Source organism: Algimonas porphyrae (genome assembly GCF_041429795.1).
GTDB classification, from domain to species: domain Bacteria; phylum Pseudomonadota; class Alphaproteobacteria; order Caulobacterales; family Maricaulaceae; genus Litorimonas; species Litorimonas porphyrae.
On record NZ_CP163424.1, the window covers coordinates 163,847 to 187,329 of the forward strand.

Genomic DNA, 23,483 nt, shown 5'->3' on the forward strand with positions numbered 1-23,483 from the left:
AAAAGACCTCCAGCGAAAATGGAGGTCAAAATGAACGAGCTATTATGGGCTGTCAGAGATAGCGTTGAAGCCGCCGCCAGCGATTTTGAGATCGAACCAGCGCCGTTGCTCACGATTGATGTTCACACCGCATCGTCCCTCCTGCAGAAATCAATAAGGCGGGCAGACAGTCGGCTTGCTCTTTCAGCCGCTAAGGCGCTCTTGCTGAATGAGCCAGCCCGTTTCTGGAGACGCTTTGCTACCTGTCTGTTTGAAGATATCGGCCCCCATGATCGCGACTTGATCTTATCCGCCCTGTCCATTGCGCCTCGTAAAGGCTTTCCAAGCGCGAAGTGGCGAGAGGTCGCTTCTATTCTCTCTCGTGCTGCCAACGCTTCGAAGTCACAGGTCGCCAATCATCATCTGCATCTTGCCGTTCATGATCCCGCTGAGTTCGAAGCTGTTTCAAAGATTGATTGCTTGAGCTTTGATGACGCCTTTGAATGCTTGGACGATGAGAGACTCACGTCCATTCAGAGGGTTTTGATCGCTTGGCGTCTTTCCGGTGTCGAGTGCGGTCGCGCTTTCCAACCCGAACCACATTTCGAAGCAGATCACGAAAGACTCTTCGAAAGGCTGGATAAGTGTCTCGACAGCGTTTGCCTTTCGGTGATCCTACGCGAAGGCGTTCGGCTAACCCGTAGTGCTTTGCCTTTATCGGCTGTGCTTCAAGCAGATAGCTACGAGTCCTCAAACCATGTAGCCATTACATCGGATGAAATGCCGGAAAGCGGGGTCGTAAAAGGCCTTCCAGGCTATGTGTTCGATCAGCACACGCGCATTGGGAAGAGAGCTTTAGCCAAAGCGCTAAATGAGTGCACGAGAATTCAGAAGGTTGTCAGTTCGGTCGTTGGGCACAAAGACCGCCTCAAATGCCTGAGTTCTGCTCATTTCGAGTATGAGGCTGCTCTTCTGACCAAAAGACTACAACACCCTCCCGAACTTAAACTCTTGCAGAGAGTCCACTTTATTGGAGCACATAGACAAGAGCCGTTTGCCTCCGAGATATACGATGCACTGGCGCACGACTGGGAGTGTTTCACTACCATCAGATCCCAGCTTTCCGCTTGACATGCTCCAATTCGACTTTTCGAATGCGATGTCGGGAACATTCGGTAAGCTTCCAGTTTGATCCGAACTACAGCTGCGGTGAGTGATCTAAAGCGCTTATAAAGGACACTGGGTCGGAGTCCGTGTCTGGCCCTTTTGGCATTTCAACTAAGTCCACCTCCTCTGTTGCTCAGAAAAACGGCCAATGGGCGCAATGATAGCAAGCCTAGAGTGTTGCTATAAATAGGTGTTGGTTACGATCTGCGGCTTGCCGCTATCAAGCCGAGCCCCAAGGCCATCACTCCCAGAACCTGCCAACTTACATCAAGCTCACCTCGGCAATACCGGTAGAAATTCTCGCAGTTATGCCCAATAAGACGCCATGGCCATCCGAGGCGTGACTTGGCACGGCATACGACTTCGTTTCGGTGCAGAGGTCCCGTGTATGGCCGCTGGAGGATAGGTCTGCCGTTAGAAAATCTATCGAGCGGTACATTAGAAACATGGCCTGCCCCCCAAAAAGTGGTTCATTTTGAGAGTTAGAGTTTTTGGCTATTTTGCGCTTGAAGGAGCACGATATGGCGAGGAAACGCTACACACCTGAACAGATCATCGCAAAGCTGCGTGAGGCCGATGTCCGGCTCGCGGCAGGCGAGGAGACCAAGGCGATCTGTCGATCGCTCGGCATTGCGGAGCAGACCTACTATCGATGGCGACGCGAGTATGGGGGTCTGAAGGTCGATCAGGCGCGTCGATTAAAAGCATTGGAGAAGGAGAACATGCGGCTGAGGAAGGCGGTCTCAGATCTCACACTCGATGCGATGATTCTCAAGGAGGCTGTTGAGGGAAAGTATTAAGCCCTTCACGTCGTCGGCTGGCCGTGGATCATGTGCAGGCAGCGCTCAAAGTCTCTGAGCGCCGGGCCTGTAAGGTTCTTGGCCAGCACCGCTCCACTCAAAGAAAGCTGCCTCGCCCAAGAGAGGATGAGGCAGCGCTCACCGCGGACATTATCCGCTTGGCAGAGCAGTATGGCCGGTATGGCTATCGCCGGATCACGGCGCTGCTGCGCCGTGAAGGCTGGACGGTGAATACGAAGCGGGTGGCACGCATCTGGCGACGTGAAGGGCTTAAAGTTCCACAGAAACAGCCTAAGCGTGGGCGTTTATGGTTTAACGATGGCTCCTGTATCCGGCTCAGGCCTCAGTACAAGGACCATGTCTGGTCGTACGACTTCGTCGCGGATCGGACCCACGATGGCACAGCCTTCCGGATGCTAACCGTAATCGACGAGCACACGCGAGAATGCCTCGCGATCCACGTTCAGCGCAGTCTGAAGCACGACGACGTTCTGGCTGTGCTGACTGATCTGTTCACTCAGAGGGGTCCACCGGGACACATCCGATCCGACAATGGCAGTGAGTTCACGGCTCAGGCTGTCAGAGACTGGTTGGGCCGTATAGGCGTGAAGACACTCTACATTGAACCCGGGTCACCCTGGGAAAACGGATATAATGAAAGCTTCAATGGGAAGCTGAGAGATGAACTCCTGAACGGAGAAATCTTCTACAGCCTGAAGGAGGCACAGATCCTGATCGAACGCTGGCGGCAGCACTACAACACCGTCAGACCACACAGCTCGCTGGGCTATCAACCACCGGCGCCGAAAACAGTCTTGCCTCGCCCTGTTGGGCTCCCCTACACTGCGTTCCGGTCCGCCCAACAGGGCGACCATAACCGCCAAGCTCTAACTTAGCGGGTGGATCACCTACAGGGGTCAGCTCACTTGATCCATCCTTGGTCGAGATATCGTTGCGTCCCCACACATGGCTTCAGACGCAACAGTTAGGAAGCTGATGATAAAGTGTCGTGAGGTCAATCAAATAAAGCAAAGCTATTTGAAGCAGTTACTATTTTGACTTCCTAAGTTCTAACTGTCAGGTTTCCGGAAAGTCTCCGAAGTCTCGTAATCCAACAGCGGAGATCTTCGAATGAACAAAACACCAAGTAAATTGTGGAATTTTAAGTCGTTGATGGCATCAACGATGGCATTCAGCTCTACCTAAATCACCAACACACTGTTTTTATTGAAAAGATAAGCTCGATTTGATGCCTCTTCTGGCACCATTTTCCGACTTCGTAATACAGTTAAGTGGCTGAAATTATTTGTATTTCACCCCGCTTGGTCCTTTGGCTCCCTGTTTCATCGCTTTTTTTGTCGTATATCGCGACACTAGTGTCTGTCACAAAATGCTAAATCCGTATTTTTAGCAGGAGATCATGGCCCTCCTGCCTGGAAGGCGCCGGATTTATCGAATTAATCAAGCTTCACCAAGGCATCGCCGAGGCCGGAAACATAGATCGGGCCGTCATCCGGCGACAGGATGACGCCGGTGATGAAACCCGGCATCGGGCCCCACATGTCAGGGGTCAGCAGCGGGAGGATCGGAATGCCTTCGGCCTGGCGTCGCATCGCCTCTGAGACGATCTTCGCGCTGGCCTCCGGGGTGGGCTCGAATACCTTGCGCATGGCACCGGATTCGGGATCGATCACATATAGGGCGTTGGCGAACGGGCTGACGGCCCAAAGGTCGCCGTTAGCTCGAGTTCCAGATTGTCGGGCGTCGGCATCTCGGCGAGCACGCGGCGGTCGCTCAGCACGCCGCTTTGCGGATCGACCGCAAAACTCAGAACACGGTTGGCGATCATCTCGGCGACATAGAGCCGCCCCCGTGACGTGTCGAAGGCGATACCGTTGGCAAAGTCGAGACCGTCGACAACCTTGATCGCGACCGGATCGGGCTTGCCGACGTCTTCGGGGGAAATACGCCAGACCGCTCCGTCGCCGAGCGGCTTGTCACCAGCAGAGAACATGCGGGCCTCAGACCTTTCGCCCGCTTCGTTTTCAGTCGACTGGGTAAACCAGATCGCGCCGGAAGGATCGCGCACGACCGCGTTGACGCCAAAGAGGTGATCATAGAGGCGAATGACAGCTTCGGTCTGCGTATCGACCCGGTAGATATGGCCACCTGTAATGTCCGCAACCAGCACGTGGCGACCGTTCGGGTCCCAACTGACGCCATTAGGGCTGTTCCACAGGGGATCGGGCTTCGCCCTGAATCCGGCGGCGGCGAAATGGCCGAAGGGGCGTTTCGTGCCGTCGGGCGACAGCGCGACAAGTCCGTGATCCCAGTCACCCACCAGCAGACGCCCGTCGCCGAGCAGAACCCCGTCCTCGGCATGGGTCAGCGACCGGTTCGTTGGGAAGACCGTGGCGTCGGCCATCGTCCATGTCGCGGCGGTGTTACCCTTGGCGATGTTGGTCGTGGCTGAGCCGGAATCGGCCAACGCCAGTAACGCCTCGCAACCCTCATGACGGGTGGTCCATGTCAGATTGAAGACGCGCCAAGCTCCGTCCTGGCGCACCATGTCGAAATGATCGGTGCCGCAATGTGAGAGTTCGCCATTGACGGTGTAGGTGTAGTCGGACCAGATCATGGCAATGTCGCCATCGACCCTGACCATTGGATCGACAAGCGCCTCGATCGATCCGTCCGGAACGGCTGTCGGCAGGAACTTGACCAGCTCTTCGAAGGTATAGGTGAAGAACACGCGCGACCCGTCAACCTTGATCTCGGTCCCGGTGCCACGACCTTCCGGGATGGTCGCTGCGGCATAAGCCGCGCTATCCTTCGAACTCAGGGTGGCGAGGAAGCGATTGGCGGCTGCCAGAGCGGCGGCCTCTTCGGCACTGTGATTGGCGACGGCATTCGATGGCACGAGCGCCAGCGCCGCCATCGCCGCGACTGCATGGGCGAGCCCCAGCGCGATCGACCGTCCGATTCCGCGATTGCCGCCGGTCACCACGGCGGCACGGCCAGTGAGATCGAAAGAGGGGATCTGGAACGCCATGGTCGTCTCCTGAGTTTGTCTCACTTGCGGTGGATGCACTCTGTAACGGTCCACTCTCACGAGGGTACACTTGGCTTTGAACCTGCAATACGACTGAGAAGCGGTATCAGCTGGGCGGGGTGTCGGTCACGATGCCCGTCGTCACCTTCATCGTCCCGTCGGCTTGACGCTTGTAGATCAGAACCCAGTTGCCGGTTTCGGTCGTCGGCGTCATCGTTTCCGGGTCAGTGAAGTCGTAGGCGTAAGTGGCGGTAAAAATCGCCATGTCAGCAGCCTTGGCAACATCGACTGCCACGTTGGAAAGGGTCAGGCCCAGCGCGGGGTCGGTCATCTGGGCTTTCGTCACTTCGACCTCGGCCGCCTTGCCAACGACATTGGGCTGTCCGTGAAACATGCCCACATAGTCATCGGCGAAGCTTTCGGTCGCGCCTTCGACGTCGCGTCTCAGGAAGGCGGCCACCATGCCATCAACGCTTTGTCTGACGTCCTCTGCCACCGCATCGGTATCGACAGAAGGAGGGTTATCGCTCAGCTCGCCGCATGCGGTAATTGGCGTAAATGCCAAAATTGCAATGGCGACTATTGATTTGTAATTCATGGTATTCTCTCCCTTTGACAATAGCTTCCGAGCTCAACTTGTCGCAGAGTGCGGCTTTGTCAGTGACGCCATGTCGATCACAAAACGGTAGCGGACATCGGCCTTATCCAGCCGACCGAAGGCCTCATTCACCTGATCCATGTCGATCATTTCGACATCCGGCAGGACGTCATGCTCCGCGCAGAAGTCGAGCATCTCCTGCGTCTCTGCGATCCCGCCGATGAAAGAGCCTGACACACGCTTGCCGCCAAAGATCAGCGTCGCCCCATCCGTTTCCGCGAGCGGCCCGATCTGGCCGACCAGAACCAGTTCACCTTTCACGTCGAGCAGAGGCGTGTAGGGGTTGATGTCGTGCTGGACCGGCACAGTGTCGATGATGACATCGAACGTACCCGTGGCCATCTCCATCGCGGCGGCATCGGTCGATAGCAGGAAGCTGTTCGCGCCAAGCTGCGCGGCGTCTTCCGCCTTGCCCGGCGAGCGCGAGATCATTGTGACATGCGCGCCCATCGCCGCGGCAATCTTGACGGCCATATGCCCCAACCCACCGAGTCCGACGACCGCGACACGGCTCCCCTCAGACACGCCGCAGCGCTTGAGCGGAGAATAGACCGTAATTCCAGCGCATAGTAGCGGCGCGGCGCGTGCAGGATCGAGCGCGGACGGCAGGGCAAGCACGAATTCTTCCCGCGCGACCATGTTCGTGGAAAAACCGCCATAAGTGACCCCGCCTGAGATTTTGTCCGGCCAGCCATAGGTCGCCGTCATCCCTTCGCGGCAGAATTGCTCGTCACCGACATCGCACTGATCGCAGGTCTGACAGCTGTCGACCATGCAGCCGATCGCAACCATGTCGCCAACCTTGTGCTTGGTCACGCCGTCACCGACCTGCGTGACGCGACCAATGATTTCATGTCCGGGCACAACAGGGTAGACCGTCATACCCCAATCGTTGCGCGCAAAATGAAGATCCGAGTGGCAAATCCCGCAATAGAGGATGTCAATCGCGACATCGTTGGCTGCGGTGACATCACACCGCTCAAAAGAGAATGGCGAGAAGTCTCCGCTTTGATCGTGGGCTGCGTAACCGTGTGATTTCATGGCGTTGTCTCCTCAGAGTGTCAGGTGGAAGCCGCCATCGGCGGTCAGGGTCGTGCCGGTCACGAAGCTGGCCTCATCCGAGCACAGGAAGGCGATGCAGCGCGCAATTTCTTCGGGCTGGCCGAAACGTCGCAGATGAGTCTGGGCTTTCACCCCGTCGAAGACTTCGGGCCCCAGATTGCCCTTGATCGCGTGATGCAAGGGCGTGTCGATGACGCCCGGGCAGATGAGATTGACGCGTATGCCCTGCGGCGCCAGTTCAGACGATGCCGAACTGGTCAGTGACAGCTGCCCGGCTTTCGAGGCATTATAGGCCGCCGCGCCCGGACAACCCAGAAAGGACATGACCGATCCGACATTGACGATCGCGCCACCCTGTCCGGATGCGATCATCGCGCGGGACTGATATTTGAGACACAGTGCGTTCCCGCGCAGATTAGTCCCCATAACGCGGTCCCAATAGTCTTCCGGCATATCTGTCACGAAATGCACCTCTGCACCGATCCCCGCATTGTTGACTGCGATATCCAGGCGACCATGCATTTCGATCGCGTGCGCGACCATGGCGTCCACGCTATCCGCCTGCGAGACATCGGTGACGACGTAGCTTGCGCGCTCTCCCTGCGCCTCGATCTCTTCTGAGAGGGTCGCGATCAACGACTCCCGCCGGGCCGCCAGAACGAGGGTCGCCCCGCGCGCGGCGAGCAGACGCGCTGTCGCCTTGCCGATACCGCTGCTCGCGCCGGTTACGATTGCCACGCGTCCCGTCAGGTCGTAGGGCGGTGTTGCCGAACTCACCCTTCGGCTCCCGCTTCGTTCGTACTCCAGCTATCGATGGCGAGACGCCAGCTGCCATCCTCGCCGCGGCGGTAGATACACGTCCCCTTACCTGTCTCTTCCATCACGGCGTTGTCATCCCGTCCGGTATAGCGCGCTGAATAGATATAACGGCTGATCGCCAGATCGCCGGAGCGTTCAAACGACAGTTCAGTCTTGTCCCAATGCGCATCGAACGCTTCGAAAAAACTGTTGCCCCACTCGCGGATGGCATCTTTGCCGATCAGCTCCGGTTCGCCTGGAGCCTGAAACACAACATCATCGGACAGGAGAGCCAAGATGTGGTCAACATCGTTGGAGTTGATGGCCTCGACATAGCGGCGGTGCAGCGCGCCTTCGCCGGATTGAGATGTGGTCATGATGGTTCCCCTTATTTTTTCATTGGCAAAGCTTCGCCAGTGCGGTCGAGAGGGTCATGTCTCCGCCGCCTTACAGGGTTGCTTTGTGCGTGTTGCAGTGGCGACTTATTGCGCCCAAGGGCCGCGTGTGGTCAATCGACCCGACCGTCAATAAAGCGTCAATTCGTTCGTGGATCCGCTGAAATCAGATCCGGCCACCCAAAGGCCTCCCAAGCCGCAACCATGCCGATATCTTCGGCAAAGCTCATGAAGTCCGGGTGCTGCCATATGCGTCTGACAGGGTCGGTATCGGACCAGAGGTTCGCAAAACTGACGGCATTGGCCGGATGGATCTTCTCTCTGAAGAGTTTCATGACAAGATCAGCATGCCCCATCCAGACAGCCGGCAATGCGATCGAGTGATCGTGGGGATTGGGCAACGTGGCGTGTAGCAAATCCAACAAGGAACAGTATTTTTCCCGGTCTTCGGGATTGCCACTGCATATACCCTTCGATCCCATCTCAAAATACAGATCCTTTGCCTCTTCGGACATGGGGGTCGACTGGGAGAGCGGCATGATCGCCGTTCCCAGAAACCGCCTGGACGCGCAGTAGGTCGCAACGGCGGCGTCATGATCCCCCATCGCGGCCTGAGCGAGCGCGCACCAGACCGTCGGCATGCCAAGGTCTGCGACAGTCTGCCCGGCCTCACGCGCGGCTTCGAAGTCTCCAAGATTGAAAAACGCGGAGGATAGCATTGCGTAGTTGCGACCATAGGCCGGGTCCTGCTCGATCGCTGCCTCGATATAGGGCAACGCCTCTCGCGTGCGACCGAGATAAAGAAGGCAGGACCCCAGGCGCATGGTGACGTCGGAATTGTTGGGTTCCAGCGCATAGGCCTTCAAAGCGTATTCGAGCGCCTTCGCGGGATCATACCGGGTCCATTCGTGTATGCTCAGAATGGATAAGGCATATCCCTGCTCGGGGTTTAACGCCAAGGCGCGCCCAGCGTGGGAAGCCGCCAAGGCCGAGCGTTCGACCTTGTCCAGACTGGGCCTGTGAACGATCGTGGAGATCACCGCCTCCGCCAGAGCCGTCCAGCATTCGGCGAAGTCCGGATCGATAGACAGCGCCTGTTCGAGTACGTCGATCGCGGTCTCAAGCGCGTTCTCGATCATGGGTTTCTGGGTAAGAGACCGGCCCTGGAGATAGAGCGCATAAGCCTTTCGGCTCGCCGTCATCCGTCTTGCTGGTTTCGAACCCGCGGTGACGCCAAGAGCCTTGCATAGCCCTGCTATCACGTTGGCTCCGATCACCTGGCGTGATCCGACGACGTCATCAACCGTTCCCTCGATCCGGTCCGACCAGACCTCATACCCACCACTGCCATCGACCAGGCGGATGTCGAGGGTGACAATATTTTGACGGCGCCGCACTGACCCTTCCACGATATGCGAGACGTTCAGTCGTTGTGTCATTTCCGGCAGGGTCAGCCCTTGTTCCGAAACGGCATTGATCGATGTCCGGCCCACGAGTGCCACGCCGTCGACATCATTGAGGCGGGAACAGAGTTCATCGACGGCACCATCTGCCAGGAAGAAGTCTTCTATCTGATCATCATATTGTTCGAAGGGCAGCACAGCGAGAATGGCTTTGGGTTGATTTTGCGTTGCGCGATCAAATCCAGACCAGGCACGCACGATCTCTGTGGCAGAGGTGTTGTCACCAACATCCGCGAATGCCGACAATCGGGAATTGACCAAAATACGTAGACGTCCATTGATCTGCAGACGTCTGGCCTCGATCCAAACCTTGAGTTCGTCATTAAATGTGAGGTCACTCAACAGTGTTTCCCCGGAGACACTGTTGAGCGCATCAATAATGGCCGGCGCATCACCATCAGAGAGTGTCGCTAACAGACCGGTCAGATCTGAATGGACCCAGTCCGGATTGATGCGCACTTGGCTATGGGAGACATCCAGCAGATCCGACGCAACCGGGCTCAACTCCCGCGTCAGCTCATACAAACATTGTCGCAGACTCGCCAAAGCCTGCTTGCGAAACCGCCTTGGCCAGAGAAGTCTGGCGAGCTGGTCGCGCGATATGGGCTCGCCCGGTGCAAGACAGAGAAGGGCCAGAATGGCACGTCCACGACGATTCGAAAGTTCAAGAACGCGACCGTCTGGTTGGAAAATCTTGAAGCCGCCAAAGAGACTGACACGGAGTTTCTGCCAATCCGGTTCAGACCCTTCCATGTTCATGCATCGCCCCTAATATGATATCAGATAGTCCCTACGGACTGATCGACGGCTTTTCAATCCGCCGATGAGAAGCGCAAATAAGGGTTACAATTTTTCGGCTGTCCTCTGCTACGAAGACCTATCGAGGTCATGGCCTTGAGAAGGATACAATCCTTCGAAGGTTTCAACAGACCTCATGTCCGACGCGATTTTCGTGACGAAATGTCCTCGATAAGGCCAAGCAGGGAATGGCGATGCCGAAGCCGTATTATCATTTGTCGAATGCGGGACATTGAAGTCCGTTCGACATTTGAGCCAGATTCTCTTCGGAATGCGGGTTAGCCCTGATGCACGAGGTCTTCCGCATTGAGCGAAAGCTGTTGAAATAATCTTTCCTGAATTTTGGAAATAGGCTCGGCGACCATAAAGGCGGTTATCCGGACATTTGTGGAGACCGCATCGGAAACCATCATCAGGCCATTTTCCTCGGCAGTTCCGGGCGCGACGTTGCGCGGCAGCCAGGACAGCCCCAGACCCTCTTGGGTCGCTGTGAGAATGCTTTCGGCTAGAGAAGCCCTGTAAACCGTCTTCAGCCGCTTTCGAGCCGGCATGTCCTCGATGCAGTGTTCGACGATCCGGTACATATAAGTGGTCGGCGAATAGGCGAGCAGTGGAATGTCGGGCCCTTTGGCGGCATCAAGATCGGGGGCATCGCGGCCCAGTTTCTGATAGGGCAATATCTGAGTGCTTGCGAGATCGAACCGGACGAAGCCGTTCAGGTCGAGTGGAGTGGGGACAGCGGGATGATCGTAGCAGACGAACAAGTCGCTCGATCCATTTCTCAGGCTTTCAATATAGTCTTCAAAGCTGCGCATATCTGCAGAAATCGACGTCGGGAAAGACCCGATGCGCTTTTGCAAGTTTCCCACCATGGTCGGGATAAATGTCAGCGAGAGGGTATGCAGACAGGCGATCGTCAATGATTCTTCGGACAGACGGACATCGTTGCGGGCATTTGCTTGGGCTTCATAAGCGTCATAGATGATTTCGCGAGCAGTCTTGATGAACGCCTCACCGATGTCGGTGAGCTGAATCGGATGGCTTGAACGATCAAGCAGCTCTGCGCCGACCCATGACTCAAGCGACTGAATGCGGCGGCTGAGGGCCGACTGGGTAATCCGTCTATTCGTGGCCGAACGGGCAAAGTGTCCCAATTCTGCAACAGCAACAAAATCTTCTAGCCACTTAAGCTCCAAAAAATCTCCTTAAATCAGCATCATGCGTTTTTCGCATCAAGTCTCCCATATTTTGAATTTGCGTTCAAGTCCGCGCGCCACCCTTAAGGACACTGTATAAATCAGCACCCTAGGGGAGACATATGACGGGTATCGGGAACGTAGCGAACGGGAATAACGGGCAACGCCCAATTTCATTACGCGTGTTGGGACTTGGCGTCGCGACGATAGCATTGATGGTCGGCACCCAACCCGCCTATGCTCAAACCACCGGACCGGTTCAAGATGCCGTCGAGGGTGCGGATGAGATCATCGTGACCGGTTCGCGGATCCGGCGCGACGCCGTTGAAAGCACGGTGCCGCTTGTCGTCATCGACTTCGATCAGTTTGACGAAATTGGCACGACCGACCTTGCGGAAGCCCTGACGGAGCTTCCGGGTGTCGAAGAAGGCATCTCGCAGCGTAATTCGAACAATTTCATCCAGACTTCGGGCCTCTCGACAATCTCACTGCGACGCCTCGGCGACGACCGTACCCTCGCTCTCATCAACGGCAAACGCGCCGTGTCGAATTCGGGCAATGCGGACCGTGTCAGCGTCAGCACGATCCCGGCCGGCCTTGTGGAGCGCACCGAAATCACGACAGGCGGCCTGTCCGCCATCTACGGCTCGGACGCAATTGCTGGCGTCGTAAACTTCATGATCGAAGATGACTTCACCGGTTTTGAAACGGATGCGCGCTACTCTACGCCGGAAGCGAGTGGCGGGGAGGAATTCCGCCTCAACGCTACCTATGGTACGGAAGCCATGGACGGGCGGGCCTACTTCCTGATCGGCGGTACCTACCGCGACGAGAAAATGATCATGGCCGATGCAACACGGCCAAATTCCATTCTGCCAATCAGTTTCGATGATCCCAGTTTCTCAAACAATGATTCTTTCGCTGATCAACCCAATCAGCCCGGGTGTCGTCCCGAGCCTGCCAATAATGATTTCCATTGTTTTCTGGGCAATCGCTCCAGCTTCACGCCAGGCGGCGTTTTCGAAGGCGGTGATGCTTGGAATGTCGGCGGTGTCTGGTTCAACGACCGATCGCTGCAACCGTCCGATCGCACAGGCAGTTCGGACTTTTTTTCGGATGTGGACGGTTACAACTTCCGGCCTGACCGCACCCTTTCCGGCTCGCGTGAGATCCTCAATCTCGGCGCCACGGCTCGCTATGACTTCACACCAGATCTGACAGGGTCGCTGACAGCACTCTATTCCAGCGTCGAAAGCAATACGATCGGCGGTTTCCAGAACGTGTCCGGCACGACACGTTACGGTTTGTTGGACGCCGATAGTGTCGGAAACATCTCGTCGAGCCACCCACTGATTCCGGTGGAAGTCGAAGAGACCCGATCCGGTTCCGTATCGTTCTCCCGCCGCTTTGTGGAAGTGGGGCAGAATCAGCGGATCAATGAGCGCGACACCATCCGCCTCATGAGTGACCTGAAAGGGTCACTGAGCGATAACTTCGATTTCGAACTCTACGGGACTTATGGCTACTTCAAACAGGAGCAGCAAAACCCGAATGAGATCAACCTCGCCCGCTTGAGCGCTGCCTTGGATGTTGAAACGGTTAGTGGCAATATCCAATGTTCGGATGCAGACCGCCGCGCAGAAGGCTGCGTGCCGATCAACATCTTCGGCGAGAACTCGATCACGGCAGATGCTGCCGACTATATTCGCTATAACGGGTTTGGTGAGCAAAGCCGGACACAGTACTCGGCCGGTGGGTATGTCACCGGAGACCTGGCGCAGTTCGGGCCGCACGCATTGCAGGCCGTTTTTGGTGCCGAGTTCCGCCGCGAAGAGCAGAGTACCACGGGGGATCCCGACGGCGATAGTATTGGCGGGCTGGACGGGGATCCGACGACGAACGATGTCTTCCAGACCACGCTTGCAACTTTCCCATCGGTCCAGTCGAGCTATGATGTGGTCGAGGCCTTCGGAGAATTGAAACTGCCTCTGTCGGATAATTTCACAGCCGAGGCAGCGGCACGCATTGCCAATTATACAACGGTTGGAACGGTCTATTCATGGAACCTGGCAAGTACCTGGAGACCGACGCCAAATCTGAATTTCCGGGCCAACCTCGCTAAGGCGCAGCGTGCTCCGAGCCTGACAGAGTTCTTCTCGCCCGCGCGGACCGATAGTGACGGTCTGAACGATCCGTGTTCGGGACTTCTGGCGGATGGAACCGGGATTACCGGCATTTCCGGTGACGGCTCGGCGAATGCCGATCTCGCTATCGTGACGGCTAACTGCCTCTCAGAGCCAGGAATTCAAGCTTACTTCGCGGATCCGGAACAGGACCCGGACTTCGATCCTCCCGGATCCGTCAACGGTCCGAACTCGGGAAACCCGAATGTTCGGGAGGAGACGGCCAGCACGCTTACGTTGGGTGTCGGTTACCGTCCCGAATGGTTCGACGGTCTGACACTGGTCGTGGATTACTTCCGCATCAATATTGATGATGCCATCACATCCATCAGCACGCAGAACACGGTCAGCCTCTGCTACTCCGCCTCGGATTTTCCGAATAATCGTTTCTGCGACGTCATCACCCGGAATCCGGAGACAGGCTTCATCACGGAAGTCATCAACTTCCAGGAGAACTTGAACGAGGAAAATGTTGAGGGGATTGACGTAACGCTCAATTACGAGTTCGCGCTTCCAAAGATACCCGGCGAGTTCGACCTGCGCCTCAATTACAGCCACTATCTTGAAGACGAAGTGGTCTTCGAAGGTATTGGCGGCGAGGAAATCACGACAACGTCGCTGGGAGAAATCGGCTCAGCCGATGACGAGTTCCGGGCGACCATGTCCTACGATCTCGATAAGTTCCGACTGCGCTATACGCTCTTGTTCGAAGAAGGCGGCGTGGACGACCCCATCAACGATCCCGATCCATCCTTCGAACGCTACTTCAAGACCGGCGACGAGTTCTTCCACCGGATTTACGCGCGCTACGACTTCGGGGCTGATGATCGCTACCGCATCTATGGCGGGGTCAACAATATCTTCGACAATTTCGGACCAATCCTTCCGAGCGGTCTGGATAATGGTAGCTCCTATAATATCGTATCCGACTTAGGCGACATTGTCGGGCGGGAGTTTTATGCTGGTGTCAGGGTCCGGTTCTAAGTCCAGCCGCTTTTTGACAGGGATGCGGATTCTGATCGCTGCGCATGCCACGGCTCTGCTCGTGGCATGCGCATCCGTGCCGCAACCCGCCGTGACATAGACCTACGACCAATCAACACAGTGCCATCCATGATGCTGTGCCATCCGTGATAAAGACCGGTACATCGCGCCTGCGGATGTGAGCCGTTGAGCCGCTTCCGCTATGAGCTGAAGAAGGCCAGGTTCCACGACGCGACGGCGCAGCTTGGCAGGCCGGACGGATGATCGATGGTTCGGTCAAGCAGACGTTCGAGCTACCCCATAGCCCCTACGCCATGATCGAAGCGACGTCGTTGCTGCAGGACGATTATGGGTTGGCGAGATTGCCAGAAGCCATCAATTACTGGCCTCCGGATGATGAGATCCGCCAAATTCAGCAAGCAAACAGACTCCGGCTGAAGACGGAATAGTAACGTCAACATATCGGTCCCGGCTCAGGTATGGACGAAGCATAGAGTTGCACGCTTGGTCGCTTTAGGCAGGTACTGCTTGAAGATATTCCGTCCTTATCGTGTCATTCCGCACAGAACTTAAACTGACACCACAAGTGTTCGAAATACCCCGATATGCTGGCTAGAGATTCACCCTTTATGCCGGAACCGTCCCTTTTCTTATGTTCGCCAAAAGCCTGCGCAGATTGACGGAGGCCAGAACAGGACGGTCGTGGAATTTATATGATCGGCGCCTGACTACAGAAGCGCACAAATCGCACGAAGCGCATTGGCTATAAGCTCGTGGGTGCCACGCGAGCCTACAGAGGTCCATTAACCCCGCAGCGGACGATTATCCTGCATGTCGAACAGCATGCCGAAGAACAGGCTCTGTATGCCGGATGTGAAGGCGAAGAACATGGAGATCGTCGAAATCAACGGCACATCACCCGTTGTGAACAGAACCCAGAATACGCGCAGCGCGAACAGGAGGAACATGATCATCAGGAAGATACCCAGCATGTAGAACAGGACCAGCGGGTGGAAATCGCGGATGATGTATTTGTTCTTCATGCGCCAGAAGAAGCCCTTCACCAGAATGTTCGAAATGGTGAACACGACGCGGCGGATCTTGATCCCGCTCTTTTCACCGACATTATAGACCGGTTCCGTCGGGACATCGCGGACAGTGAACTTGTGAACATTCAGCTTGATTAGAAGGTCATTAGGTTGGCCGTAGCGCTTATACATGTCCTGCCAGTCGATCGTGTGCAGCACATCCTTGTCGGCCACGGTGTAGCCGGTCTGACTGTCGGAAATGTGCCAGTAGCCCGAAGATATTTTCGTGAGCAGGGACAGGACGGAATTACCGAAGAAGCGGCGGAACGGAATTTTCTCGATCGACCGGGAAACGATCAGGCGATTGGCCTTGGAATAGTTGACGCCTTCATCGGCGACAGGAGCCACCAGAGCCGGCAGATCGTCCGGGTTCATCTGCCCGTCACCGGCCATGACCACAGCCATGTCCATGTCATTGTCACGGGCCCATTCATAACCGGTCGCGATCGCACCGCCGACACCCTGATTGACCGAGTGATGAAGCGCGACCACGCGCTTGTCCCGCTTGGCGAGCGCATCGAGAACATCGGCGGTCTTGTCCGTCGACTTGTCGTTCACGATCACGATGCGGTCGACCATATCCGGCATGGTATCGACCACCTTCTCGATCTGGGTTTCTTCATTGTGGCAAGGGATGACCGCAGCAAGCGTCTTGTCGGAATACATGGCGAGCGCCTTAGAGTTCGTTGGGGTTTGTCGGACGGTATGGTTTCTGCATGTCATGACGAGCAAAGCAGAACGACCAACCGGGATAGGAAATGATCACGGTGTCAATGATGCGAAATTCATTGATGATCAACCGTTTCTTCACCTGCGTCTGCGGCCTTGCTGCGTGTCAGCAGCCACCACAAGAAGACGGGGCCTAGCGGAACGAAGATCACGGCCAGCGCCGCGCGGGTGACGAGGGCCACGGACAGATTATCTTCGAAACTGAGATTATATTCCAGCATCGACAGGTGTAATGCCCCTTCCAGACTGCCCGCCGAGGCCGGTAAAATCCGGATGATAAGCGCCAGATCGGACAAGGCACCGGCCACCACGCTGGCCGCTGCCGGCACGGCGGGAAACAGAGTCTTATAGGCGATGACGAAGGCCAAAATGAAACCGATCGCCTCGAGGAGCGTGTAAAAGGCCACACGCAACAGCGCGCCGCGATGACTGGAATATTGGCGCCAGTCCCCGACGACCGTCTTGGCAAAACCCGACAGGGGCAGGAATCCCGGCACCCAGGACGGCCGCGCCGCCATCAGGACGAAAAATCCTGTCACGATTCCGGCCATCAGGATCAGGATGAAGGGGCTGACGACATGTCCACTGGCAAACAGAACCGCCATGGCGATCAGGGCCAGGCTTGCGAAAATGGCCCATTCGACGATCAGGATGGCGATCAGGCTCTGACTGAAATCCGCATAGCTCAGATCATGCTTTTTCTTCAAATAGACGCCGCGAATGCCGAATCCGAGAAAAGGGATCAGATAGTTAGTGAAGAAGGTGACGACGATGATCCCGAACGCTTCCCAGAACCCGACCCGCTTGCCGAATGGGGTCAGGGAGTGGATCAAGACGAAGGCCTGGAACAGGATGAAGGCAAACATGCCGACCACCATGACCCCGAACGGGCCCCATCCGACGGAGGCTATATTCGTCACCACACCCGCACGCCGTTCGGCATCGCCGAAATACCAGCCGATCAGTCCGATCAGGACAACAAAGCCGATGATGGAGGTCAGACGCTGACGTGTAACGGATGTCATGTTCCACTGTCCCTGAGACGACGGATCGGCGGCAACAGGCCCGACCCTTCCGGTGCAGCATCCAGCCTCGCATTGCGGACGTCGATATTGATATAGGTTTTAAGTCCGTGACTGGCGGAAAAAGCATAGGTGAAACCGGATGCATCGACGGGGATTGGAAACGTCCAGGTCAGATCATCCTGCCCGTCCTCGATAACCTGCTCTCCGAGAAAGTAGCAGTTCTCCTTTCCGTCGGCGTCGATCCAGAGCATGGCCGCATCCACGATCGTGTTCGGCGCAGCCTGGAAATCCATGCTCAACCGCGCCATGCGATCATCCGCATCATTCCCGGCCGGCTGAAAATGTTTCTGAAACCGCATGATGTAATGTTCGAAGAAACCATCCCGCGCAGGCGATCGTTCCAGATACCATTTGGACCGCCCGAGCCGGCACTGGAACAGGGTTCTGAACCCCGTGTGCAGTTCGCCCGTCGTTACGGTGAAACCTGACGCGATGGGCATGCGTGTCTGCAAACTGTCATCCGAGCCGCCATCGCGCATGAGCAGGCGGCTACCCGGAGACGCCAGATCGATCTTGCGGCAGAACCAGTCAAGCTCGTGACAATCCGTACCGATCATGATCGTCCCGCCATCCTGATCGATATCACGGTCCAGACGCGGCTTGAAGTCGAACGCCATAAAGCGTTCGAACCCCTCGACGGGCGGACTGTCTATGCGCAGCGCCGTGCCTGTCTTGAATCCGCACAAGTCCAGACCGAAGACGGACGCATAGCCTGACGCCGTTCCCCCGTTCATGACGAGGATGCGGTAGCTGCGGGTCGTCGACAGGAAGGAGGCCTGTGCCTCGACATTCAATGTCCCCTTGTCGGGCGACAGGATGGCGTCCCAGATCCGGCGTGAAGAGACAGCGCCGAGACGATCATATTCGTAAAGCCAGATTTCGAGAAAGCCTTCGCCTTCGACGTCAAAGGTCATCTTCACATTATCGATGGCGTTGGGATCGATCTGCGTTGCCGGCGCCAGATGCAACGGGCCATAGCCGGACAGCAAGCCGATACGGTCGAGCATGTTCTCGGTCCAAGCCAGAATCAGCGTACCATCGTCCAGAGCACCCGCGCCGAACGGCTCCGTTATACGGCCATTGCGAAGCGACATTTCGTCTTCGAAGATGGTAAAGGTCTGTAGATTTGCCGTATCAAGCTCGGGTTCGAACAGACCGCCTGCCGTCTCGAATGTCGTGCGGGCCCCGATGATGCCCTGCGCCCAATTCTGCGTCTGCGGCTGCGGCACACACTGCCAGTCCTGCGGTGTCTCATACAGCTCGTAGATGCGCATGGCCGAATGGACATAAAGCTCGCGCGAATAGGTCGGATCCCCGATGACCCTTGCCACAGGTGTATTATAGAGCGTCGCCGGCATGTAGTTCGGCACGAATATATGGGTAATGCCCAGACTTTTCAGATAGTCGAAGGCGGCGGCCTTGGTCTCCGCGGTTTCATAGAGATCGATGATCTTGGGATCGAAATCATAAACCCAGTTATTATCGACGTAATAGGCGAATTCGGCCTGACGATAGACCAGGACCTTGTCATCATCCGACAGGTTCCGATTGACCCAGTCGACGACGAGCGCGCCCGGAAAATTATTGTTGTCGAGCGCTTCATTTTCATCCGCACTCCAGATCGCCGCAAACTCCATATTAACGAAGGTCCGCCCCAGAGCCTGCATGAATGTCTGTCTGGCCGTCAGGGCGGCTGCGAATACGAACAGGACGAGCGCGAGCCATTTCAGCTGCGTCTTTCGGCGCTCCGACACACGGCCATAGGAGGCCGTGGCCATGCCTCGGCTCCAGGTGAACGCTTTAGCGGTCCACTGCCGGATCGTCTGCACGATGACGTGCAAATGCAAGTATCTTAGCATAGACCTTTCCTCCTCCGACGGCGGCTATGACGACCAGAAACGGCATGATCGTCAGCATGTAGCGAATATTCTTGATGATCATGTCGACGCCCAAGGACATCGTCAAAATCGCCAGCGCGTAGAATACACCGGCCCCCATGATCATCACGCGGCCCATCACGTTGCGCCAGATCGACTTGGCGAATGCAAGCAGCGAAAAAAGGGCCAGGAAGTGGACGAACCCGTAAAGCGTGGGCGCATAGAACCAGACCAGAAGGCCGTTCTGAATCCGCTGCCCCAGCGTGACCAAGTCGCGGCGGAAGCGGACATCCGTCTTGTGATCGACCTGAGGCAACTCCCAGATCGGCTCGGTATCGTGCAAGGGAACACCGTAATCGATCGTATTCTGGACATACTGACCGGCCCCCAGCAACAAAGCGATCACACCGAACACGGTGCAAACCGCACAGCGGCGCCAGAAGCTGGACCGCGTCGTGAAGAAATAGGCGAACTGTGTGAAAGGTAGCAGAAGAAGGCCGATAGAATGAGCGAACATCCCCAGACCAACCGCAATGCCCGTCAATAGAACGGGCGGGGCGAACAGTCCCGGATCGCGCAACACATCGCCTTTACTGTCGTCCCGCTCCGCTCCGCGACTGCGCTCCCAGACCAGCAGGCGGGCGGCAAAAACGAAGCCCAGACCGAAGAGGGCGATCCGCATAGGGTCGATGTGAAAGGCCACGATCAGGGATACATAAAAGGGGACGCCGAAGGTCAGAAGCAGGGCGAGTGCGCCCGCCATGTCGCGCGCATCCCGGTCGCGACCCGTCTGCGTACGACCAATGACGAGACTCGCTTCGCGCGCGACTAGGACCATCAGGGCCACAAATGCGAACATGTAGTAGAAGTTGATGAATCGCAGAACCCGGGACGATTCTGCAGCACCTTGCCAGAAATAGCTGAACACGATCATCATGTGCAGCGCGGGCGGGTGAGCGGACCGGGCGTAGAAACCCTGATCGTTGGACGGATCGAGTGGATAATTCGCCAGCGAGCGGTCGTAATAGATGACTTCCGCCAAAGAGGCATATTCAAGCGGGTCGCTGGCCATCATCGGCATGCCCAGCGCATGTATGGACGTGATCAGCAACAGGATCGATCCACCCAGCCAGATGAAGGCCACGGTCCAGGCCCGTCGGTCGTAACTATCCTTCGGAAAACCGAACAGACCTGCCGGTATCCTGGATACCGTAGCAGCGACGATCTCGGTCAGCCCCCTCCAGTGCAGGATCATCACGATCATAAGAGGCAGAAGGGACAGGCCGATATAGGCCGGGGCGCTCATACCCGGCAGGAACCGCAATAAAACCCATTGAATCCAGGCCAGCGCTATTGGGCCGAGCGGAGCCGCACAGACGAAATTGGCCCGGGCCGTGGCGAAAGGAAACTTCCAGCGCTGAAAGACGGCCGCAAACGACAACGCGGCGAGCAGGTAACACCCCAGAAATCCGGCAATGGACAATCCAATCGGCATAGCGCGCCCCCTTCCCCTGTCGAGCCGATGCTAGCCGAGGAATTTCAGGTAGAGAAGACGGGGAATGATACCGAGCCGCGACGCAATGTCGATCGGCAGTTTCATCAGGCGGATCAAGGGGTAGTAGGACTTGTAGTCCCGGAAGCTCTTGACCGGACGATCGACCAGTTCGTTGAACTGATCAACGGTCAGATTGAATTTCTCCGCTACATAACCGATCAATGTCGGGTCATAGGGATAGATGTCCTTGACCCCGTCTAGCGCTTCTTCGCGGGTCATGTAACCCGAACGGATCATGGCGGAGTTTTCCGTGCGGCGCTTGTCGACATGGAACTTGCGCGGCAGCAGATAGGACTGGATGAACTTGGTATAGGTCGATTCGTGGTGGTGGCCACCATAGTTGCGCCAACCCAACTCGGCCTGGATCTTCTTGTCCACGACGCGCTTGTCGTAGGGGAAGTAGTTGAGGATCGGCACCACTTTGACGCGGTGGATAAAGTGGAATTTCAGATAGTCCCACAGGTTGAAGTTCTGGAAATCCTTGATCGGAACCGTGCCGAAGGTTTCTTGCACGTCGCGAATGTAGCGACCGTCCATATAGGTCCAGTCTTTGGGCGCAATGCCTTCCGTGCGGAAGGAGTGGCCGTTGAAAATGTACTTCACGCCTTCCTTGACGGCGAGCTTGTGCATCACCGTATGAATGGCGACATCGGTCGGCACTTCGACGTCGGGTGTCGAGGCCTTCAGAAAGGCATGCTGAATATCGCGGAATTCGTCCCAGTCGGCGACGTAGGTTTCGAGATCGATATCGAGAATTTCGCAGGCATTATGGACATTGGACACGGCGATGGCGGAGTTCCAGCCATTGTCGAAGTGAACGGCCAGCGGGCGCAGACCCAGCGTCTTGCAGGCCAGGAGAAGCGTCCAGGTGCTGTCGCGCCCGCCGCTCGTGCCGCAAATCACGTCATATTTCTTGCCCTCGCCGGCCTTCTTAATGTCAGCGACAAGCCGGTCCAGTTCCGCCTTGCCACGCTCATCAAGCGGATAGCGGGCCTCCATGACGTCGTGCATTTCGCAGAAATTGCACTCGCCGTTCTGGTCGAACCGGATCGTCGGCACGGTCGTATCCATGATACAGCGCGTACATATCTGATACGGGCGGTCTGGGTTGATCATGTCCATGACGATTAGTTCCCGTGAACCATGGTTTCGGAGTTCGCCGGAAGGATGTCCCCGTCCAGCGCTGCATTGAGGCGCAGTCGCGTTGGATAATTGACCAGAACCGCGCGGCGGCGACCGTAGAAAACGAACATGCTACCCGCCGTCAACGCATGCGCGCCCGCATCGATCGCCGGCTTGAAATGGCCCAACCCACCAGCGCCGCCATTGGCGATAACGGGAATGGACACGGCGTCGGCGACGGCCTTGATCAGGTCGGTATCGTAACCCTCGCGCCGACCCTCGCGGTCGATCGAGGTGATCAGCAGCTCACCCGCGCCGCGGGATTCCATTTCTCGCACATGATCGATTAGATCGACCGCCTCGGGCGTCTTGGCATTGGTCGAATAAACCGAATATCCGCCCTGCCCGTCGGATTTGGCATCAACGGAGGCGACGACGGCCTGGTTTCCATATTGATCGGCGACATCCGTCACCAAGCCCGGATTGGTGAATGTCGCTGTGTTCAGAACAACCTTCTCCGCCCCATTATCCATAACTGCCTTGGCCTGATCGAGACGATCGATACCGCCTCCGGCTGATAGTGGCATCATGCATTCGGTTGCCACCTTGTCGACAAGCTTGGGCGAGATGGCCCGGCCTTCGGCACGCGCGCCGATGTCGAGCAGGCTGAGTTCGTCGACCTCCGCATCATTATAGATGCGTGTCGCGTTGAGGACATCGCCCAGATAGGTGTGATCATCGAACCCGACACCCTTGTAGATGCCGCGCCCGCGATAGAGCAGAGTTGGGAAAACGCGTACCTGTTGCATCGTATCAGCCCTTGGTGGCGTAATTCTTGAGAAGTGCGAGACCGTTACGGTGGCTTTTTTCAGGGTGGAATTGCGTCCCGTAGACGCGTTTCTTCTGAACCGCAGCGGCAAAGCTACCACCGTAATTCCCGACACCGATAATCGCCTTGGGATCCGCGTCCGCGGCCCGGAAAGAATGGGTGAAGTAGAAGCGCGGATTGGGCTCCATACCCTCAAACAGAACCGAATCGCGTGTTTCGATTTCTGCAAAACCGACATGTGGAACACGCAGAGGAGCCCCTTCGAACTCAGACGAGAATCGCGACACGCGACCCTTGATAAAGCCTAGCCCGTCCGTGAAATCCCCTTCTTCGGAACCGTCGAACAGCATCTGCATGCCGACACAAATACCCAGTAAGGGCTTGCCGTCCTTGACGGCCTTTTCCAGCGCGCCGCGCATCCCCGATGCATTGAAGGCGCTCATGCAGGCCCGGAAGTGACCGACACCGGGCAGAAGCAGACGCTCTGCAGCCTCGATACCGGATGGATCCGTTACCATCTGCGCATCGACACCAACCCGGTCCAGCGACCGCTGCAGCGATCGGAGGTTTCCTATGCCATAATTGATCACGGCGAATGACGTCATGATAAGCACCTGATAATATGTCGGTGAATGTTGTCGCCTCACCCGAGGACGAACGTTT

Annotated in this window: 19 protein-coding genes and 1 pseudogene; 4 read left to right on the forward strand and 16 right to left on the reverse strand. The window is 56.7% G+C overall.

Features of this window, described 5'->3' with window-relative positions; genetic code table 11:
• The first annotated feature begins 30 nt into the window (after positions 1 to 30).
• Positions 31 to 1,110, forward strand: a complete 1,080-nt coding sequence (locus AB6B39_RS00775) for a hypothetical protein (protein ID WP_284371855.1) — start codon at positions 31 to 33, stop codon at positions 1,108 to 1,110.
• Positions 1,111 to 1,343: 233 nt separating this feature from the next.
• Here the strand turns inward: AB6B39_RS00775 and AB6B39_RS00780 are convergent.
• Positions 1,344 to 1,586: pseudogene (locus AB6B39_RS00780) on the reverse strand (lecithin retinol acyltransferase family protein); the annotation flags it as partial.
• Positions 1,587 to 1,667: 81 nt separating this feature from the next.
• Between AB6B39_RS00780 and AB6B39_RS00785 the strand changes: the two are divergent.
• Positions 1,668 to 2,842 (forward strand): IS3 family transposase gene (locus tag AB6B39_RS00785; RefSeq protein ID WP_284374395.1). Its coding sequence is split into 2 segments (ribosomal slippage): positions 1,668 to 1,932 and positions 1,932 to 2,842, totalling 1,176 coding nucleotides; the frame shifts between segments, so codons are not numbered across the junction.
• A 561-nt stretch (positions 2,843 to 3,403) separates the two neighbouring features.
• On the opposite strand, the gene AB6B39_RS00790 is transcribed toward AB6B39_RS00785, so the two are convergent.
• The 8 genes from AB6B39_RS00790 to AB6B39_RS00825 form a co-directional block, all read right to left on the reverse strand.
• A complete protein-coding gene (locus AB6B39_RS00790) occupies positions 3,404 to 3,640 on the reverse strand; it encodes a hypothetical protein (protein WP_284374060.1) in 237 nt (78 codons plus the stop codon).
• Positions 3,637 to 4,998, reverse strand: coding sequence for an SMP-30/gluconolactonase/LRE family protein (locus tag AB6B39_RS00795; protein ID WP_284374062.1), 1,362 nt, complete (start codon positions 4,996 to 4,998; stop codon positions 3,637 to 3,639). Before AB6B39_RS00795 ends, AB6B39_RS00790 begins: the two co-directional genes overlap by 4 nt.
• A gap of 106 nt (positions 4,999 to 5,104) precedes the next feature.
• On the reverse strand, positions 5,105 to 5,596 hold the full coding sequence (locus tag AB6B39_RS00800) for a YybH family protein (protein ID WP_284374064.1): 492 nt from the start codon (positions 5,594 to 5,596) through the stop codon (positions 5,105 to 5,107).
• A 33-nt stretch (positions 5,597 to 5,629) separates the two neighbouring features.
• Positions 5,630 to 6,697 (reverse strand): NAD(P)-dependent alcohol dehydrogenase, encoded by a 1,068-nt coding sequence (locus AB6B39_RS00805; RefSeq protein WP_284374065.1) that lies wholly within the window; start codon positions 6,695 to 6,697, stop codon positions 5,630 to 5,632.
• A gap of 12 nt (positions 6,698 to 6,709) precedes the next feature.
• Positions 6,710 to 7,495, reverse strand: coding sequence for an SDR family NAD(P)-dependent oxidoreductase (locus AB6B39_RS00810; protein ID WP_284374067.1), 786 nt, complete (start codon positions 7,493 to 7,495; stop codon positions 6,710 to 6,712).
• Positions 7,492 to 7,893 carry a YybH family protein gene (locus AB6B39_RS00815; protein WP_284374069.1) on the reverse strand — a complete coding sequence of 134 codons (402 nt, stop codon included), beginning with the start codon at positions 7,891 to 7,893 and terminating at the stop codon, positions 7,492 to 7,494. Before AB6B39_RS00815 ends, AB6B39_RS00810 begins: the two co-directional genes overlap by 4 nt.
• A 158-nt stretch (positions 7,894 to 8,051) precedes the next feature.
• Positions 8,052 to 10,133, reverse strand: a complete 2,082-nt coding sequence (locus tag AB6B39_RS00820; RefSeq protein ID WP_284374071.1) for a tetratricopeptide repeat protein — start codon at positions 10,131 to 10,133, stop codon at positions 8,052 to 8,054.
• Positions 10,134 to 10,450: 317 nt separating this feature from the next.
• On the reverse strand, positions 10,451 to 11,368 hold the full coding sequence (locus AB6B39_RS00825) for a LysR family transcriptional regulator (protein WP_284374072.1): 918 nt from the start codon (positions 11,366 to 11,368) through the stop codon (positions 10,451 to 10,453).
• Between the two features lie 215 nt (positions 11,369 to 11,583).
• Between AB6B39_RS00825 and AB6B39_RS00830 the strand changes: the two genes are divergently transcribed.
• Positions 11,584 to 14,535, forward strand: a complete 2,952-nt coding sequence (locus AB6B39_RS00830; RefSeq protein WP_371398668.1) for a TonB-dependent receptor plug domain-containing protein — start codon at positions 11,584 to 11,586, stop codon at positions 14,533 to 14,535.
• A 260-nt stretch (positions 14,536 to 14,795) separates the two neighbouring features.
• Positions 14,796 to 14,984 carry a hypothetical protein gene (locus AB6B39_RS00835; RefSeq protein WP_284374076.1) on the forward strand — a complete coding sequence of 63 codons (189 nt, stop codon included), beginning with the start codon at positions 14,796 to 14,798 and terminating at the stop codon, positions 14,982 to 14,984.
• Positions 14,985 to 15,338: 354 nt separating this feature from the next.
• Here the strand turns inward: AB6B39_RS00835 and AB6B39_RS00840 are convergent, their stop codons facing one another.
• The 7 genes from AB6B39_RS00840 to hisH form a co-directional block, all read right to left on the reverse strand.
• On the reverse strand, positions 15,339 to 16,289 hold the full coding sequence (locus AB6B39_RS00840) for a glycosyltransferase family 2 protein (protein ID WP_284374078.1): 951 nt from the start codon (positions 16,287 to 16,289) through the stop codon (positions 15,339 to 15,341).
• A gap of 119 nt (positions 16,290 to 16,408) precedes the next feature.
• Positions 16,409 to 17,377: a lysylphosphatidylglycerol synthase transmembrane domain-containing protein gene (locus AB6B39_RS00845; RefSeq protein ID WP_284374080.1), complete on the reverse strand. Its 969-nt coding sequence runs from the start codon at positions 17,375 to 17,377 to the stop codon at positions 16,409 to 16,411.
• Entirely contained in the window at positions 17,374 to 19,296 is a 1,923-nt protein-coding gene (locus AB6B39_RS00850; RefSeq protein ID WP_371398669.1) for a hypothetical protein, read from the reverse strand. Before AB6B39_RS00850 ends, AB6B39_RS00845 begins: the two co-directional genes overlap by 4 nt.
• On the reverse strand, positions 19,238 to 20,809 hold the full coding sequence (locus AB6B39_RS00855; protein WP_284374084.1) for a hypothetical protein: 1,572 nt from the start codon (positions 20,807 to 20,809) through the stop codon (positions 19,238 to 19,240). The genes AB6B39_RS00850 and AB6B39_RS00855 overlap by 59 nt, the downstream gene beginning before the upstream one ends.
• 30 nt (positions 20,810 to 20,839) lie before the next feature.
• On the reverse strand, positions 20,840 to 21,991 hold the full coding sequence (locus AB6B39_RS00860; RefSeq protein WP_284374086.1) for an N-acetyl sugar amidotransferase: 1,152 nt from the start codon (positions 21,989 to 21,991) through the stop codon (positions 20,840 to 20,842).
• 5 nt (positions 21,992 to 21,996) lie between these two features.
• On the reverse strand, positions 21,997 to 22,800 hold the full coding sequence (locus AB6B39_RS00865; protein WP_284374088.1) for a HisA/HisF-related TIM barrel protein: 804 nt from the start codon (positions 22,798 to 22,800) through the stop codon (positions 21,997 to 21,999).
• A gap of 4 nt (positions 22,801 to 22,804) precedes the next feature.
• Entirely contained in the window at positions 22,805 to 23,425 is a 621-nt protein-coding gene (gene hisH, locus AB6B39_RS00870) for an imidazole glycerol phosphate synthase subunit HisH (protein WP_284374090.1), read from the reverse strand.
• Positions 23,426 to 23,483: the final 58 nt, after the last annotated feature.